Source organism: Pseudoalteromonas sp. SR41-4 (assembly GCF_014163985.1).
Lineage (GTDB): Bacteria > Pseudomonadota > Gammaproteobacteria > Enterobacterales > Alteromonadaceae > Pseudoalteromonas > Pseudoalteromonas rhizosphaerae.
This window is the reverse complement of sequence record NZ_JACJEI010000002.1, coordinates 120,093-137,640: the sequence shown is the minus strand read 5'-3', so window position 1 is coordinate 137,640 and position 17,548 is coordinate 120,093. Positions and strand designations below refer to the sequence as shown.

At 41.6% G+C, this 17,548-nt stretch carries 15 protein-coding genes and 4 tRNA genes; 2 read left to right on the top strand and 17 right to left on the bottom strand.

The features are described 5' to 3' along the window. Positions 1 to 26: 26 nt before the first annotated feature. The 14 genes from H5180_RS02270 to H5180_RS02205 all read right to left on the bottom strand — a co-directional run bounded on the left by H5180_RS02270 (position 27) and on the right by H5180_RS02205 (position 11,764). A tRNA-Lys gene (locus H5180_RS02270) sits at positions 27 to 102 on the bottom strand. A 71-nt stretch (positions 103 to 173) separates the two neighbouring features. After that, positions 174 to 249 (bottom strand) — tRNA-Lys (locus H5180_RS02265). An 82-nt stretch (positions 250 to 331) separates the two neighbouring features. Next, positions 332 to 407, bottom strand: a tRNA-Lys gene (locus H5180_RS02260). Positions 408 to 575: 168 nt separating this feature from the next. Next, positions 576 to 1,319: a tol-pal system protein YbgF gene (gene ybgF / locus H5180_RS02255; RefSeq protein ID WP_182730648.1), complete on the bottom strand. Its 744-nt coding sequence runs from the start codon at positions 1,317 to 1,319 to the stop codon at positions 576 to 578. A gap of 12 nt (positions 1,320 to 1,331) precedes the next feature. Then, positions 1,332 to 1,874, bottom strand: a complete 543-nt coding sequence (pal, locus tag H5180_RS02250; RefSeq protein ID WP_145233097.1) for a peptidoglycan-associated lipoprotein Pal — start codon at positions 1,872 to 1,874, stop codon at positions 1,332 to 1,334. Between the two features lie 35 nt (positions 1,875 to 1,909). Beyond that, positions 1,910 to 3,268 (bottom strand): Tol-Pal system beta propeller repeat protein TolB, encoded by a 1,359-nt coding sequence (gene tolB, locus H5180_RS02245; RefSeq protein WP_145233096.1) that lies wholly within the window; start codon positions 3,266 to 3,268, stop codon positions 1,910 to 1,912. 9 nt (positions 3,269 to 3,277) lie between these two features. After that, positions 3,278 to 4,204, bottom strand: coding sequence for a cell envelope integrity protein TolA (gene tolA, locus H5180_RS02240; protein WP_145233095.1), 927 nt, complete (start codon positions 4,202 to 4,204; stop codon positions 3,278 to 3,280). Between the two features lies 1 nt (position 4,205). Further along, positions 4,206 to 4,640, bottom strand: coding sequence for a protein TolR (gene tolR, locus H5180_RS02235; protein ID WP_145233094.1), 435 nt, complete (start codon positions 4,638 to 4,640; stop codon positions 4,206 to 4,208). Beyond that, on the bottom strand, positions 4,627 to 5,331 hold the full coding sequence (tolQ, locus tag H5180_RS02230) for a protein TolQ (protein ID WP_145233093.1): 705 nt from the start codon (positions 5,329 to 5,331) through the stop codon (positions 4,627 to 4,629). Before tolQ ends, tolR begins: the two co-directional genes overlap by 14 nt. A 947-nt stretch (positions 5,332 to 6,278) precedes the next feature. After that, positions 6,279 to 7,286, bottom strand: a complete 1,008-nt coding sequence (ruvB, locus tag H5180_RS02225) for a Holliday junction branch migration DNA helicase RuvB (protein WP_145233092.1) — start codon at positions 7,284 to 7,286, stop codon at positions 6,279 to 6,281. 7 nt (positions 7,287 to 7,293) lie between these two features. After that, entirely contained in the window at positions 7,294 to 7,911 is a 618-nt protein-coding gene (ruvA, locus tag H5180_RS02220; protein WP_145233091.1) for a Holliday junction branch migration protein RuvA, read from the bottom strand. A gap of 1 nt (position 7,912) precedes the next feature. Continuing rightward, positions 7,913 to 8,437 carry a crossover junction endodeoxyribonuclease RuvC gene (ruvC, locus tag H5180_RS02215; protein ID WP_145233090.1) on the bottom strand — a complete coding sequence of 175 codons (525 nt, stop codon included), beginning with the start codon at positions 8,435 to 8,437 and terminating at the stop codon, positions 7,913 to 7,915. A gap of 122 nt (positions 8,438 to 8,559) precedes the next feature. Next, positions 8,560 to 11,061: an ABC transporter permease gene (locus H5180_RS02210; protein WP_182757594.1), complete on the bottom strand. Its 2,502-nt coding sequence runs from the start codon at positions 11,059 to 11,061 to the stop codon at positions 8,560 to 8,562. Then, positions 11,051 to 11,764, bottom strand: coding sequence for an ABC transporter ATP-binding protein (locus H5180_RS02205; protein WP_145233088.1), 714 nt, complete (start codon positions 11,762 to 11,764; stop codon positions 11,051 to 11,053). Before H5180_RS02205 ends, H5180_RS02210 begins: the two co-directional genes overlap by 11 nt. On the opposite strand from H5180_RS02205, the gene H5180_RS02200 reads away from it, so the two are divergent. Together H5180_RS02200 and H5180_RS02195 are read left to right on the top strand one after the other, a co-directional pair. Beyond that, on the top strand, positions 11,765 to 12,385 hold the full coding sequence (locus H5180_RS02200) for an arylesterase (protein WP_145233087.1): 621 nt from the start codon (positions 11,765 to 11,767) through the stop codon (positions 12,383 to 12,385). Positions 12,386 to 12,491: 106 nt separating this feature from the next. After that, positions 12,492 to 12,568: transfer RNA gene (locus H5180_RS02195), tRNA-Pro, on the top strand. Positions 12,569 to 12,619: 51 nt separating this feature from the next. On the opposite strand, the gene H5180_RS02190 is transcribed toward H5180_RS02195, so the two are convergent. The 3 genes from H5180_RS02190 to carB form a co-directional block, all read right to left on the bottom strand. After that, positions 12,620 to 13,666 (bottom strand): S66 peptidase family protein, encoded by a 1,047-nt coding sequence (locus H5180_RS02190; RefSeq protein ID WP_145233086.1) that lies wholly within the window; start codon positions 13,664 to 13,666, stop codon positions 12,620 to 12,622. 128 nt (positions 13,667 to 13,794) lie between these two features. Then, positions 13,795 to 14,271 carry a transcription elongation factor GreA gene (gene greA, locus H5180_RS02185; RefSeq protein WP_145233085.1) on the bottom strand — a complete coding sequence of 159 codons (477 nt, stop codon included), beginning with the start codon at positions 14,269 to 14,271 and terminating at the stop codon, positions 13,795 to 13,797. Positions 14,272 to 14,320: 49 nt separating this feature from the next. Next, complete coding sequence (gene carB / locus H5180_RS02180; protein WP_145233084.1) at positions 14,321 to 17,539, bottom strand: carbamoyl-phosphate synthase large subunit; 3,219 nt, start codon at positions 17,537 to 17,539, stop codon at positions 14,321 to 14,323. Positions 17,540 to 17,548 lie beyond the last annotated feature (9 nt).

Here is a 17,548-nt window from a genome sequence, read left to right as displayed (position 1 = left end):
CACTCTACTATTCTACGAATAAAGAATGGTGGGTCATGATGGACTTGAACCATCGACCAATGGATTAAAAGTCCACTGCTCTACCAACTGAGCTAATGACCCGCTCTGATGTGCCTAAGCACGCTGCGTAAATCCGCCGATTATAACCACTCTACTATTCTACGAATAAAGAATGGTGGGTCATGATGGACTTGAACCATCGACCAATGGATTAAAAGTCCACTGCTCTACCAACTGAGCTAATGACCCGCTCTGCTGTTGCAACTAAATGCAACCAAACACTAATACGTAAATCCGCCGATAAAAGACCATTCTATAACTTACTAATGAATGGTGGGTCATGATGGACTTGAACCATCGACCAATGGATTAAAAGTCCACTGCTCTACCAACTGAGCTAATGACCCGCTCTTTTTGCCGCAATTTGAGTGGTTGAACCATTCGTTTGCTGCGGGCGCTTATAATACTTATTTAAAAAATGAGTGCAACAGAAAATGTCTCTTTTTTTAAGTTTTTATGTCTAGCTGACCAATTTTAGACCGCTTATGACAAAAAGCAGTCTAATCAAGCTGATTCTACATTTTTGAAAGGCGATCAGTGGCCAATTTTGCAGCAGTTGTACTTGGGTATTGGTTAAGCAGATCCTGAAAGGTTTTTGATGCTTGATCGGCTAAACCTTGCTCTTGCAATAAAGTTCCAAGCTTTAACATTGCATCTGGACGCTTATTTGAATTTGGAAATTCATTTACAACAACTTTAAAATGTTCCGATGCTTTTACTGCATCATTTTTAATTGTCAGCAATTGCCCTAACCAATAATGAGCGTTGGACGCATAAACAGAATTTGGATACGTTGTTAAAAACGTTTGAAACTCTGGAATTGCCTGATCGTAGCGCTTGTCCTTCATAATTAATGCTACTGCACGCTCGTAAGCCTCATTCTCAGACAGATCCGAACTAATAGCTTGCGATGCAACAGGCTCTGCATATTGCTCTGTACTGGGTTGCGAGTAAGCTTGGCTCACGCGATTTTCAATTTCTTGATACAGCTCACGTTGGCGTTGCAGTACTTTCTCAAGCTTATAGGTCTGTTCTTCGGTGATCCCGCGAACTTGACTCACTTCATCTTGCAGCATATTTAGCTGTTGCTGTAACTCAACTTGTAATAAATTTCTCGACTGCATCATACTTTCAAGGGCAGCAAGGCGTTTTTCTATACTCGATTGTGAACTCGCAGCTTCTGAAACAGGAGCGGGAGCAGCCCAAACTTGGGTGCTCCCGCTCAATATCATGGCTGCCAAAATAATTTTCGGCTTCATAATGTCTCTAATTTAGTAAACTAGTACCGCACGGCGGTTTTTAGCGAAAGCAGATTCAGTGCGTGATTTAACCATCGGCTTTTCTTCACCGTAGCTCACTACTGACATTTGGCTTGCAGAAACACCTAAACTTTGAAGGTATTTTTCAACTGCTTGACCACGATGCTCACCCAATGCGATATTGTACTCAGGTGTACCACGCTCATCTGCATGACCTTCAATTAGTACTTTAACTGATGGATTCTTTACTAAAAACTCAGCATGAGCTCGAAGTAATTCACCGTACTGACCTTGAATCGTCGCTTTATCAAAATCAAAGTAAATTACTTGCTTTTCACGTAATGCTTCGTATTTTTGAGTGAGTTCTTCTTGTGCTTTTTGATCAGGTGTTAATGTTGCCACTTCAACAGTGTCATTATTAGCTGTTTGCTCAACTGTCGCTTGATTTGATTGATTTGCTGCACCTTCGTCGATATCTGAAGATGAGCTACAAGCTGCTAGAGTCATAACAGGCACAGCAATTAGCAGGCCTTTAAGTATTTTATTAAGTTGCATTGAGTAGATTCCTATATTGAGTAAACCAGCAAATATTACTGTAAATAAGGCGACCACGCGGGTGCCTTTACTTGTCCATTTAGCACAGGTAAACGTGCTTTAAAACGACCGTCCATTGATACCAGCGCTAGTACCTGCTTATTATTATGTAGCGTGCTATAAATAATCATCGAGCCATTAGGTGCTATACTCGGTGATTCATCTAGACGCGTTCGAGTTAATACTTGAAACGCTCCAGTAGCCAGCTCTTTCTTAGCAAGATGGTACTGCCCGTTAGTACGGTTAACCATCACTAATTCTTTGCCATCAGGGGTAATAGAACCTGCTAGATTCATATCACCATCAAAGGTCATTCGTTGTGACCTACCTGTTTGTAAATTTAACTTATAAATCTGAGCATTACCACCCCTTTCCGAGGTAAACACGATATCTTGACCATTCGGATGCCAAGACGGTTCAGTATCTATACTACGGTGGCGAGTAAGGCGTGTTTCTTTACGTGTAGCTAAATCTAACATATACACTTCTGTGGCACCGTTTCTGTCTTTTGACAGTACTAATAATAGTTTTTTACCGTCAGGTGAAAACTGTGGCGCACCATTGATACCTTGATGGCTGGTAATGATTTCACGCTTACCAGTGTATAAATCTTGCATATAGATTTGGCTTTGACGATTTTCAAACGTCACATAAGCTAATTTAGTACCATCAGGTGACCATGCTGGGGACATTAACGGCTCTTGAGAGCGTAATAAAACTTGTTCATTAAACCCATCGTAATCAGCAACAACAAGCTGATAAGGTTTTGGTTCGTCATCACGCACAATGACATAAGCAATTTTTGTTAAAAAGGCACCGCGCTCACCGGTAAGTTTTTCATAAATAACATCACTAATACGATGAGCGTAGCGTCTAAACCCAGATTCGCTTATCACACTTTCGCGTGCTTCTTGAACATGATCTTGATTTTTAACTAATTTACCATTGCTCATCATTTGCGTTTCACCGCCGGTGATTTGGCCGCGAATAACATCAACAAGCTCATAACGTACCAAATAACGGCCATCTGTTTGCTGTTCAACTTCACCAACTAAAATTGCTTCAACACCCTTATTTACCCACGCACCATAATCTATATCTGCATTTTTGCTTGGCAGCTGTGGCATTTCGTCAACACTAATTGGTTTAAATTTACCACTGCGCATCAAATCGGCAGCAATAACATCACTGAGCTTTTGTGGAATTGGCCCAACACCTTTATATTTAAAAGGGATGATGGCTATAGGGCGTGCACTATCAACACCTTCTGTTATGACTATTTCAAGCGCAGCATTTGCAACACTGGTAAAGCCAAGAACTAAAATTAAACAAACTGTTTTCAACTGATTGAACATATAATTCCTTTAAAATTGTGGCTTGATCGTTAAGTTAATATTTTTTAATTGCTCAAACACGTCTTGATCTTTAGATACCGGCAGTGTTTCAGCCATACGAACCGCCCTTAGCGCCGCTTCGCATACTAACTTATCACCACCTAAAGATTTCACTTGTGTGACCAGACCATTAAAACCTAAGCGAATATTCACACGGCATTGTTGGTTTTTCATTTTTTCATCAATTAATAAATTTTGCTGAATACGCGCCATAATTAATGCTTTGTATTTATCAACCTCAGTGCCGACCTGTTGCTGACGCAATTTATTTCGCGCGGCTTGCTCTGTGGCTAACTGCTCTTGCAGCATTTGCTCTTGTAATGCTTTTTGACGCGCCTCTTCAGCAGCTTCTGCGCGTTTTTTAGCGGCTAACTCTTCACGTTTGCGGTCGTCTTCGGCTTTTTTTAATGCCTCTTCTGCCTGTTTACGTTTCTCAGCTGCCGCTTTTGCAGCTAACTCAGACGCTTCTTTTTGCTTTTCAGCCTGCTGCGCTTTTTCACGTTCTTTTTGCTCTATTTCACGCGCTTTTTTAGCCTGTGCTTGCGCTTGTGCCGTTTCTTTCTCTTTTGCTCGGCGCTCTTGCTCTAGCTTCTTAATTCGACGATCTTCAGCTTCACGTTGTTTACGTGCATCAGATGCTCGGCGCTCTAAATCACGAATGCGTTTATCTTCAGCACGTTTTTTATCATCTTCTTTGCGTTTCAACTCAGCAATTTTTTGTTCAACCATTTTCTGGTCAACAGTCACTGCTGAAACAGCATTTTCAGCATCAGGCATAGCCTTGTTCAAGGTGACTTCCATTACTTTAGGCGGTGAAGTATGAAAACTCGCGGTTCCTACCAGAACGCCTATTATAGCGAGGTGCAATAACACTGATTTTAATACTGAAGCACCCATATTAGTTTTTATTCCCTTCAAACGACTCAGTCATTAATCCAACTGAAGGTACACCGGCATTTTTTAAGAAATCCATCAATAATAATACTTCTTGATACGATACTTTACCTGAGCCTTTGATCATCACTGGAGTTTCTGGGTTTTTCATCAGTTGCAACTTAATAACAGCGGCAACATCTAATGCTTCCATCGGTTCTTCTGGATCAGTACCAATACTGACATAGTACTTACCTTGTGCATCAATTGAAGCAATGATCGGTGGCGTATCTTTAGTATCGACTAAATCTGATTCTTCCATTTTTGGCAAATCAACTTTAACACCATGAGTGATCAAAGGCGCAGTAGCCATAAAAATAATCAGTAGCACCAGCATTACATCAATGTAAGGAACTACGTTTATCTCTGCAACAGGACGACGCTTCTTACGCTGATACATTCGCTTTTGCCTCTATTTGGGTAGCTGCTTGACGGTGTAAAATATTTGCAAACTCTTCCATAAAGTTAATGTAGTTAGATTCTAGCTTTTCAACTCTATTAGCAAAACGGTTGTATGCAATAACCGCAGGAATAGCTGCAAATAACCCCATAGCTGTTGCAATAAGCGCTTCAGCTATACCTGGGGCAACCATTTGCAAGGTTGCTTGCTTAACTTCGCCTAACGCGATAAAGGCATTCATAATGCCCCACACAGTCCCAAACAAACCAATGTAAGGACTGATAGACCCCACTGTTGCTAAAAACGATAAACTTGATTCTAATTTTTCGATTTCACGAGATAACGCAACTCGCATTGAACGATGCGTCCCTTCCATTACAATGCTAGCACTTTGAAAAGAGTTTTTCTTATGGCGAGCAAACTCTTTAAAGCCTGCTATAAATAATGCTTCAACGCCGGTTGAGCTACCGCTACGCGATGAGATCTCATTGTAGAGTTTACTTAAATCAATGCCTGACCAAAATTTTTGCTCAAATCGCTTAGTATTGGATAATGCATCTGAAATTGCTTTTTTGCGCTGAAAAATAATTGCCCATGACATCACTGACATACCTACTAATGCCAGCATAACTAATTGCACAAGAAAACTTGCTTCTAGAATTAAATCTAAAAAATTAAGCCCTGAACCCACATTAAACTCCTAATAAGATTTCTTGTATAAATAACATTTCATTATACGCTAGGTATATGACCGAAAAAATGGCCAAAAGTTGCAACTAGTGTATCGATTCAGCTCAGTACTGACAACGCTATTGCTGTGAATTAGCAACAAAAAACGTTGAAGAGCAGGCTGACATCATTTTTATAACCTTATTAGTCAATCTTAACGCAACTATTTAAGACTGGGCTGTTAAGGTAAATACATGCTGCGGTGCTTATTTATAAACAAAAACTGTGTAAAACACCCCGTTTATTCACTCTTAATGAATAAACAAGCATAATTGACTGCAAGCATGGTCAATGCAACAGTTTAACTAATCTATAAAAAAAACACTCAAACAAATAAAACATCACAAATTCAACAAATTAATATATTACCGTGAACTTTATGAACAAAAATAAAGCGTTCATAAAAATCTTGCTATTAGTTTTTTTTATCTGAAAATTAAATTTTTCTAGTTTGAACAAAAACCAACTATTGCGTATTATTCTCCCATACCGAGCTAGCGCAGCAATGAATACTTCATTCAGCCCAGTTCTTTGCAATATGATTCTGATTTTTCGTATTGCTATGCTTAAAGTCTTCTTGATAAAACTTGATGAATTTAAGCAGTGTTACTTAGATTACTTCCTTCAACTTGTTGTTTGCCCGCATTTTATGCGGGCTTTTTTTTGCCTGCAAATCACGCACAGCACTACCTCGCTATGGCGCATACAATATCGTTTACAAACTTAACAGCATGTGAATTGTATTAGCCCAAATAACTACATAATCTAAACTTTAAGTAATATGCTAATCACGCGATTAACTTAAACACAGCAAAATAGACATTTGAATAGTGGCTAAAAGAACAGTATAGAAGATGTGTGAGGTGGGTTTGCAGCCATACGCACGCATACAGCTACAATAAATGTACTTTATTCTTGTTTGGGTAATAAGCCAAAGTGATGATAGGCGTTATCAGACACAATACGCCCTCTTGGCGTACGTTGGATAAATCCTTGCTGGATGAGGTAAGGCTCGATCACATCTTCAATGGTTTCTTTTTCTTCACCGATAGCGGCGGCTAAGTTGTCTAACCCTACCGGACCCCCCATAAACTTTTCAATGATCGCGAGTAAATATTTACGGTCCATATAATCAAAGCCGCTTTTATCGACATCAATCATATTAAGTGCCAGCTCTGCTACTTCGGCATTTACAGTACCGTCTGATTTAACTTGCGTGTAATCTCGTACCCGGCGTAATAATCGATTAGCGATACGTGGCGTACCACGAGAGCGTTTAGCAATTTCAATGGCACCTTCATCACACATGGCTAAATTTAAATAATGAGCAGAACGCCCCACTATAGTCGATAAATCTGCCACCGAATAAAACTCTAAACGCTGCACAATACCAAAACGGTCTCTAAGTGGTGAGGTTAACGAGCCTGCGCGAGTGGTTGCGCCAATTAAGGTAAAAGCGGGTAAATCGAGCTTAATGGAACGAGCTGCGGGCCCTTCACCAATCATTAAATCGAGTTGATAATCTTCCATTGCAGGATAGAGTATTTCTTCAACTTGCGGGCTTAGCCTATGTATTTCATCAATAAAAAGTACATCGCCTTCTTCTAAATTGGTCAGTAGTGCGGCTAAATCACCGGCTTTTTCAAGCACTGGGCCCGAGGTTGTTTTAATACTGACATTCAGCTCATTGGCAACAATGTTTGCTAGTGTGGTTTTCCCCAAACCCGGCGGACCAAATATTAATAAATGATCAAGCGCTTCACCCCGACTACGTGCAGCTTCTATAAATATTTCCATTTGCTGTTTAACATGGGGCTGACCAGTATAATCGGCTAATAGTTTTGGTCTAATCGCGCGATCGACTACATCTTCATTACTTTGTTCAGTCGCATCTATTAAACGATCCGCTTCAATCATGGTTTACTCACAACATTGATTTTAGAGATTCTTTGATCAGAACCTCTGTAGACATACCAGGCTTGGCCACTGATTTTACTGTTTTTTGTGCTTGCGCCAATTTATAACCTAATGACACTAACGCAGAGATTGCATCATCTGCCGCATTATTAGCAATAAGTGCGTCAGAGGCGGGCTCTATAACTGCATTATCACTAAATGGCGTGAATAAGTCATTACCCCAATCTTTTAATCGGTCTTTCATTTCAAGTACCAGGCGCTCTGCGGTTTTTTTACCTACACCTGGCAGTTTCACTAAACTGGTGGCATCTTCGTTATTCACACAGCTAACAAATTGCTTAGCCGACATCCCTGAAAGTATTGCTAATCCGAGCTTTGGCCCAACGCCATTGGCTTTTAATAGCTCTCTAAATAATGCTCGCTCAATTTTATTATTAAAGCCAAATAATAACTGGGCGTCTTCTCTTACTACAAAATGAGTATACACAATGGCATTTTCGCCAATGTTTGGTAAATCATAAAAACACGTCATCGGCATGTTAACTTCGTAACCAACACCGCTTACTTCAAGCAAAATTTCTGGCGGTTGTTTTTCTACTAAGATGCCATTTAAGCGACCTATCATGTTATTTCCTTAATCGTCCTCTAACGGTTTTACTGGCACTGCCCGCTAGTTTTATTAAATTTTGATCGGAATGAGCATGGCATATCGCAATGGCTAATGCATCGGCTGCATCCGCTTGCGGTGTGCCTGGTAATTTTAAAATATTTTTAACCATATGCTGCACTTGCGATTTATCGGCACCACCGTGCCCTACCACCGCTTGTTTAATTTGCCGCGCCGAGTATTCAAACACCGGTAACTCAGCCATTGCCGCACCAACAATTGCAGCACCTCTGGCTTGGCCTAATTTAAGAGCTGAATCAGGATTATGCGCCATAAATACTTTTTCAATGGCAAAATGATCGGGAGAGAATTGTTCGATTAGTTGACTGATCCCCTGATAAATCATTTTTAATCGAATAGGAAACTCGTGATCGGCCAGTTTTATACAACCGCTTCCTAAATAAGTAAATTTAGCACCTTGATGGGCAATCACCCCATAACCGGTTAATCGTGAGCCAGGATCAATCCCTAAAATAATAGCCAATACTTGCCCAATCAGTGTAAATAGTTAAGTACGCTAATAATGCCAGAGCACTGTATAAATTACCAGTGCATTATTGGCATAAAAAAAGCCCGTAAAAACGGGCTTGTTCAATCGCTAACCTTTTAGGCTAAAGAGCGCAGTAACCCTTGGGTATTTTTACGCATGGTTCTAGCTATCATAAAGTAGCCCAGTGACGCCACAAACACACCACCCACTAATGGCCCTATTAACCAAATGTGTGGGTGTAACTTACCAGCTAAATCAAACATCTCACGTTGCACTATTAATAAAGCCACATCACTGACCAGCGCAGCGACAAAACCAGCAGCGCTGCCCAACAATAAAAACTCATATAAAGTGGCATTTTTTATTAGCCGCCCTTTGGCGCCTAAGGTACGCAATATGACAATTTCCTGCATCCGTTCACCAAGGCTTGCTTGCACTTGCGAAATTAAAACCAAGCCACCACACATCACCACTATCGCCAGTACAAATCCAATTGCTAATGACACTTGCGAAATAGTAGAGCGTATTTGTTTGACAAAGCTGTCAACGTCGATGGCGTTGATTGTCGGGTAGGCACGTAGTAGCTCACTAAAATTGCGTTTTTGATCGGCTTCGATACGCACCGATGAAATATACGTCGCAGGAAAATCAGCCAATACATCAGGGCTTAATATAATAAAGAAATTAGGCTTCAAAGTAGCCCAATTAACTTTACGAACACTGGTGATTTTGGCATCAAATGACTGGGCGCCAATCAAAAATGTTAGCGTATCACCCAGTTTCACATCTAAGCGTTCTAGCATAGATTCTTCGATCGATGCTTCAGCGGTGGCATTGTCGCCAAACCACTGCCCGTCTATGATCTCATTTTGCACAGGGACTTGCTCTAACCATGTAAGATTTAGCTCTCGACCAATACCTGCGCGTGCTTCTTCGTCTTTCTTCTCGTTGTCTTGCAATGAGACTTCGCGAGCAACTAATTCACCGTTAACAGCGTTTACGCGACCACGAATAGTCGGGTAAAACTCAGATACTTGAATATTTTTTTGCTCTAAAAAGCTTGTTACGTCTGGCAATTCAGTTTCGGTTATATTGACTAAAAAAGCATTCGGCGCGTCGCTTGGAAGTTGCGATTGCCAATCTGCGATCATATCGTTTTTCAGCACCACTAAAAATAACAATAGCTTTATTGCCAACGAAAAACTGATCAACTGTACCGCATTAGCATTGGCACGTTTTTGCAACGAAGCAATCGCTAATGACCAACTATTCCCCGGGCGCAATCCTAGTTTACGTCCGCTGCCAAAAATTAACCGCGATAATACAAACAGTATTGCAATCAAAATTAAAGTAGAGACAAACAAAATAGCGGTAATTTTAAGGTTATTACTAAACAACCACATTAATAAAAAGACCGTTAAGCCCGACATCGCTAAATGCACTTTACTTACTAATAGCTTATCGCCTAAGTTACGGCGTAATACCCTAAGCGGTGGAATATCAAATAAATCTAATAACGGCTTGATTGAAAACATCACCGCACAGATAACGCCAGTACTAATCGCCACAAACCACGGTTTTATACCCGCTGCAGGAAGAGTATTGTTCATTGATTTAGCTAAATAACTAGTGGCTATCTCTTGTAAACCATAGCCAATGGCTAAGCCAAGTATGACCGACAAAGCACACACCAGTGATAAATGCAGTAAGTAAATTTTGCGAATTGTCGATCGGCTACCACCTAAGGTTTTCATCATCGCAACTGGGTCATATTGGCGTTCGCAATAACGCTTTGCAGACACGGCAATCGCCACCGCCGCTAAAATAATACCCAATAACCCCGCTAATAATAAAAAGCTTTCAGCGCGGTTTAAGCTATTTGCAATCGGCGATTGTCTGTCTTTAACACCATACCATTGCTGATTTTCTTTCATTTGTGGTTTTAACCAGCTATAAAAGTCAGTAAGGTTACTCTCATCCCCTGCATACAACTGGCGGTAAAAAACACGGCTGCCCGGCTGGATCACTTCAGTTTTTTCTACATCTTGGTTATTTAACAACACACGACGACTACTTGAAAAAATATTAAATGGCGCATCTGGCTCTTCCACCAATACTTTTTCAATATTAAATTGCGCAGCGCCTAGCTCAACCGTATCACCTACTTTTACATTTAGTGCATAAAATACCGATTCACTAAACCACACATTACCAACAGTTGGCCCTTGCGTGGCCACATCAACCTCGCCGGTTAAGCTGCTTTTAACTTTTAGTTCGCCCTTAAGTGGGTAATGCTCCGACACCGCTTTTACTGAGCTTAATTGCATTTCGTCATTAGCAAACAGCATAGTATCAAAGTAAGTGAGCTGTGCGGTTTGTAAGTTGTATTCGCCTGCTGTTGTTAAATATTCACCGGGTAATTCATGGTTGCTTGCCAGCACGCGATCAGCGGCAATAAAGGCACTGCTTTTTTGCGCTATGCTTTGCCCTATGCGATCAGTCACCATAGAAAGCGTTAATACTGTTAATACTGCCAACGCTATGGCCGCACAAATCACCGTGAGTTCACCACGGCGAAATTCACGGCTAAATAATTTTAATGCTAATTTAACCCACATTCGCCACAGCCTCATTGGTATTTTTAACTAATTGACCCGCTTCAATTTGTAACACATGCTGGCACTTTGCTGCTAACGCCTCGTCATGTGTGACTAAAATCAACGTCGTGCCATGAAGCTGATTAAGCTCGAATAACAGTGACTCAATTAACTTACCATTTTTGCTATCAAGATTTGCTGATGGCTCATCAGCGAATAAAATCTTTGGTGTGCCAATAAATGCACGAGCAATCGCTACACGCTGCTGTTCACCACCAGACAATTGCGACGGATAATGCTCAATTCGATGACTTAAACCTACTTTTTCCAGTAGATCGAGTGCTTGTTGCTTGGCATTTTTTTCACCAGCAAGCTCTGCCGGTAACATCACATTCTCAAGTGCTGTTAAACTCTGTACCAACATAAATGATTGAAATACAAAACCGACTTTTGCAGCTCTTAATGCCGCACGCGCTTCTTCATCAAGTTCATGCAGCGGCTCACCATCTAAATAAATTGATCCCTGAGTCGATTGGTCAAGCCCTGCGAGCAAACTTAATAAAGTTGATTTACCTGAACCTGAGGTACCAACTACAGCAACTGAGTCTCCAGACTTGACATTAAAGGTGATGTCACTGAGGATGGGCAAATCCCCTTCAAGGGTATTAACCGTTTTAGAAAGACCTTTAACCTGAATGATATTTAATTGAGATAGCGCTGACATATGATGTATTCAATCCTACGTTTTATTTTCGTTTTACTATTAGTAATCAAACCACTTAGTGCGGCAGCTGACAACACAATTTTAATTTTAGGTGATAGTTTAAGCGCCGCCTACGGCTTAAAACAAGAGCAAGGCTGGGTTAAACTGTTACAAGATAAGTACGACAACGAGCAAGCACCAATCCAACTTATCAATGCCAGTATCAGTGGCGAAACCACCGGTGGCGCACTGCGTCGTTTAGACGCCCTACTTAATGAGTTTCAACCGAGCCATGTACTTATAGAGCTTGGTGGTAACGACGGCCTGCGTGGCTTTCCAATTAAACGCCTAAAAGAAAACCTAGCCAGTTTAGTGAGCAAGAGCAAACAAGCTGATGCCAAAGTAGCGATTATGGAAGTACACATCCCGCCTAACTATGGGCCACGTTATACCGGATTATTTACCGCTAGTTTTGCTGAGGTTGCTGGTGCCACAAACAGCCATTTAATGCCATTTTTTATCTTGAATGTCGCTGCTGATAATAGCCTGATGCAAAACGACAACATACACCCTAACAAAACTGCTCAACCTATACTACGAGATGTGATGTATAAATCGATCAATGACTGGATAAATAACTAAACATCCTCATAAAATGATTTATTTCACTCAGTACGTGTAATAAATGTTCAAACAAACAAAAGCTTATTGATTTTTGAAAAAATATACGTACTATTGCTTGCAACGTCGGTATGTAGCGCAGCTTGGTAGCGCACTGTCATGGGGTGGCAGGGGTCGAGAGTTCGAATCTCTCCATACCGACCATTTAACTGCCAAACCCTATAAAAATCAATCTCCGCTCAGGTTTTAAATAAATCATCCAAAATACGTTGTTATTTGCGCTTTACACACCACTGTATTTTCAAGCTTCGCGAGCATTCTTACTCTTGCACCATTCACTAAACATAAATTGGGTGCGATATGTCCGATATCAGCATCGATGATCACTGGGAATAAACATTCGCCGAGCGCTAGCGTAAGTGCTTGGTAGTAATCTATAGTTTGCTCAGGGGCGCTGATCACCCCACTTCTTCCGATAATCAACCCATTAATATCGCTAAAAACATTATTCAATTTAAGTGCTATTAAAAACCGTGCTAATGCACTGGGGTGAAGTTCAGCATTTTCTAAATATAAAACCAGTCCATGCGATGCATATTGCTTTTTAAATTCATCCAAGGCTAAAAATGGTGACGCAAGTAATAAACCGAGCGTATCTAAACACCCGCCAAATAACCGCCCAGATAGTTCCACTTCGCGATTATCTTTGACATTTAAGCAGCGCCATTGGCTCGGTTGCGTGAGTGAAAATAGTGCGTCGGGTGTCTGGGCATAATTAATCGCATCACTTTGATAAAATTGTGCCGGTGTTTGTGTAAACTCACCGCCTGCGGCTAATTCAAGCGTTTTAAATACTTGTAAGCAGTGAGTATCTTCCTCGCTTGGGTGCAATTGCATTAGGTTAGTACAATGTAATGTGGTCCATCCACATTTGGCCGTTAAAGTACAAGCGAGTGTACTAATGTCAGAAAATCCAACGAGCCATTTAGGCCGCGCTTTTTTAATTGCATTAAAATCCAGATATGGCAGTACTTCCATGGCAAGCTCACCACCCCACGGCGGCATAATTGCGGCAATGCTGTCATCAAGTAAGAATGCCATTAGCTCATCAGCGCGTTGTTTTGCTGGGCTACTTTGTTGTCTTAAGCATTTACCTTCGACTACTTGGTAGCCACGGCGTGTTAAGCCAGAAAGTACGCGTTCCAGGCGTGGGTGAAAGATGCTCTCAACACCGGATGAAAATGCGCAAATGGCAATTTTATCGCCGTTTTTTAATGCGTCAGGAAAAGTAATAGCTGTCATCAACATCTGCAAATTATCAATATGTTAGCTTAACGTACCCAATTTATTAAGAAATGTCGAGATTGTTTATGGCATAAAAAAACCGATGCAAGCATCGGTTTTTAAAAACGTGAAAATGAGTAAAGTAATTAAATGTACTCAACCTCAATGATTTCGTATTCCACGTCGCCTTTCGGGGTTTTAATGATCACAGCATCATCTGCTTGTTTACCAATTAAACCACGGGCAATCGGTGAATTAACCGAAATACGGTTATCTTTAATACTTGCTTCATCATCACCAACAATTTGGTATTTAACTTCAGCATCAGTCTCAACATTAACGATTGTTACTGTGGTACCAAAAATAACTTTACCCGTATTTGGTAGTTTAGTCACATCAATGATTTGTACATTTGAAAGCTTAGCTTCAATTTCTTGAATACGGCCTTCGCAAAAACCCTGTTGCTCACGCGCTGCGTGATATTCAGCGTTTTCTTTTAAGTCACCATGTTCACGTGCAACTGCAATATCAGATACAATTTTTGGACGGGTAACTGTTTTTAATTCGTTAAGTTCTTTGCGCATTAAATCTGCGCCACGAACTGTCATCGGAATTGTTTGCATACTTTTCTCACTTAATCCCAAGGCCGATAAACGGCCTTGGCACATTTCCTTAGTTCAATCGCAGGTGTAGTTCTTGAACTGACGTCACTTTGCTGCGGTCGTCTGCTTGGTTAGCAGTACAGTTAGCAAATGCCGCATTCAAGGTCGTTGTATAGTTAGTTTTGTGTTGCAATGCACCACGACGTAACACCTTCGAATCTTCGATCGCTTGGCGACCTTCGGTAGTATTAACGATATAGCTATACTCGCCATTTTTGATTCTATCAAGAATGTGCGGGCGACCTTCAAATACTTTGTTTACACGACGTACTGCAATACCAGCATCTTCAAGTGCAGCGGCTGTGCCACCTGTTGCATCTAGTTCAAAACCTAGGTCTGTCATGGTTTTAGCTAGTTCAACAATACGTGGCTTATCGCTATTACGCACAGATAGTAACGCGCGGCCACCGCGTGGTAAAGTGTTGCTTGCACCTAATTGTGCTTTTGCAAAGGCTTCGGCGAATGTATCACCGACACCCATTACTTCACCAGTAGAGCGCATTTCAGGGCCACGGATAGGATCCACACCTTGGAACTTAGCAAATGGCAATACCACTTCTTTTACGCTGTAGTAAGGTGGTATCACTTCTTTAGTAATGCCTTGGCTTGCTAAAGATTGACCCGCCATACAACGTGCCGCTACTTTTGCAAGTGCCACACCGGTCGCTTTTGATACGAACGGTACCGTACGCGCTGCACGTGGGTTTACTTCGATTAAGTACACTTTGCCATCTTTAACAGCAAACTGTGTATTCATCAAACCAACCACGCCAAGCTCCAGTGCCATGTCAGTTACTTGCTTGCGCATTACGTCTTGCACTTCTTGTGATAACGAATGTGCTGGTAATGAACAGGCTGAGTCACCTGAGTGAACACCCGCTTGTTCAATGTGTTCCATGATGCCGCCGATGATCACTTGCTCGCCGTCGCAAATTGCGTCAACATCAACTTCAATCGCGTTATCTAAGAAACGGTCAAGTAGTACTGGTGCTTCGTTTGATGCAGATACGGCTTCGGTCATGTAACGACGTAAGTCTTGCTCGTCATACACAATTTCCATTGCACGACCACCTAGTACATACGAAGGACGTACAACCAGTGGGAAACCAATTTCAGCTGATTTTAAAATCGCTTCTTCAGTTGAAGTAACAGTAGCATTTTCCGGCTGAAGCAGGTTTAAACGCTCAACAAGTTGTTGGAAACGCTCACGGTCTTCTGCACGGTCAATCGCATCTGGTGAAGTACCAATTACTGGCACGCCGTTAGCTTCAAGTTCACGGGCAAGTTTAAGTGGTGTTTGACCACCGTATTGCACGATTACACCAACAGGCTTTTCTACACGTACGATTTCAAGTACGTCTTCAAGGGTAATTGGTTCAAAGTATAAACGGTCTGACGTATCGTAGTCGGTAGAAACCGTTTCAGGGTTACAGTTAACCATGATAGTTTCGTAACCGTCTTCACGTAATGCAAGGGCTGCGTGAACACAACAGTAATCAAATTCAATACCTTGACCGATACGGTTAGGACCGCCACCAATAACCATGATTTTATCACGATCAGATGGGTTAGCTTCACACTCTTCGTCGTACGTTGAGTACATGTATGCAGTATCAGAGCTAAACTCTGCAGCGCACGTATCAACGCGCTTGTATACTGGCACGATGTTTAATAAATGACGCTTTTTACGAATTTCAGCTTCAGACACACCGGCAATTTCAGCGATACGAGGGTCAGCAAAACCTTTACGTTTTAACTTACGAAGGAAATCAGCGCTTAAGCCAGCCATGCCCACTTCGGCAATTTTAGCTTCGTCTTTTAAGATGTCTTCAATCTGTACTAAGTACCAACGGTCAACTTTCGTTAACTGAAACACTTCTTCAACGCTCATGCCGTGACGCATTGCATCAGCAATGTACCAAATACGCTCAGCGCCTGGCTCACGTAATTCACGGATGATTTTTTCTTTCGCTTTCGGGTCGTCAAGTGCCACGATTGGGTTGAAACCCGTTGCGCCAACTTCCAGACCACGTAATGCTTTTTGTAACGACTCTTGTTGGTTACGACCAATCGCCATTACTTCGCCTACAGATTTCATTTGTGTGGTTAAACGGTCGTTTGCACCGGCAAATTTTTCAAAGTTAAAGCGAGGAATTTTTGTGACTACATAGTCGATTGATGGCTCGAACGACGCAGGTGTTTTACCACCGGTGATGTCATTTTGTAGCTCATCAAGTGTGTAGCCTACCGCTAGCTTAGCCGCGATTTTAGCAATCGGGAAACCGGTTGCTTTTGAAGCAAGTGCTGATGAACGTGATACACGTGGGTTCATCTCGATAATAACCATACGGCCGTCATCTGGATTAACACCAAACTGTACGTTTGAGCCACCTGTTTCAACACCAATTTCACGCAGTACTGCCATAGAGGCATTACGCATTAGTTGGTATTCTTTGTCAGTTAATGTTTGCGCAGGAGCAACGGTGATTGAATCGCCAGTATGAACACCCATTGGGTCAAAGTTTTCAATTGCACAAACGATAATGCAGTTGTCGTTTTTGTCACGCACAACTTCCATTTCGTACTCTTTCCAACCGATCAATGATTCATCAATCAATAGCTCGCTGGTTGGAGAAAGGTCTAAACCGCGTTCACAAATTTCTTCAAACTCTTCTAAGTTATACGCCACACCGCCGCCGGTGCCGCCCATAGTGAAAGAAGGTCGAATAATACACGGTAAACCAATGCGTGTGATGATGTCTTTTGCTTCATCCATTGAATGAGCAATTTCAGCACGCGGGCATTCTAAACCGATATTTCTCATTGCGATGTCGAAACGTTCGCGGTTTTCTGCTTTATCGATTGCATCAGCTGTTGCGCCAATTAGCTCAACACCATGCTTTGCCAACACACCGTGCTTGTCTAGTTCTAGCGCACAGTTTAATGCGGTTTGACCACCCATTGTAGGTAGCACTGCATCTGGCTTTTCTTTTTCAATAATTTTTTCTACCACTTCCCAATGAATTGGCTCGATGTAGGTCGCATCAGCCATATCAGGATCGGTCATAATTGTTGCAGGGTTTGAGTTAACTAAAATAACTCGATAGCCTTCTTCTCTAAGTGCTTTACACGCTTGAGCACCAGAGTAGTCAAATTCACAGGCTTGGCCGATTACAATCGGGCCTGCGCCTAGGATAAGAATGCTTTTTATGTCGGTACGTTTTGGCATTGTTACTCC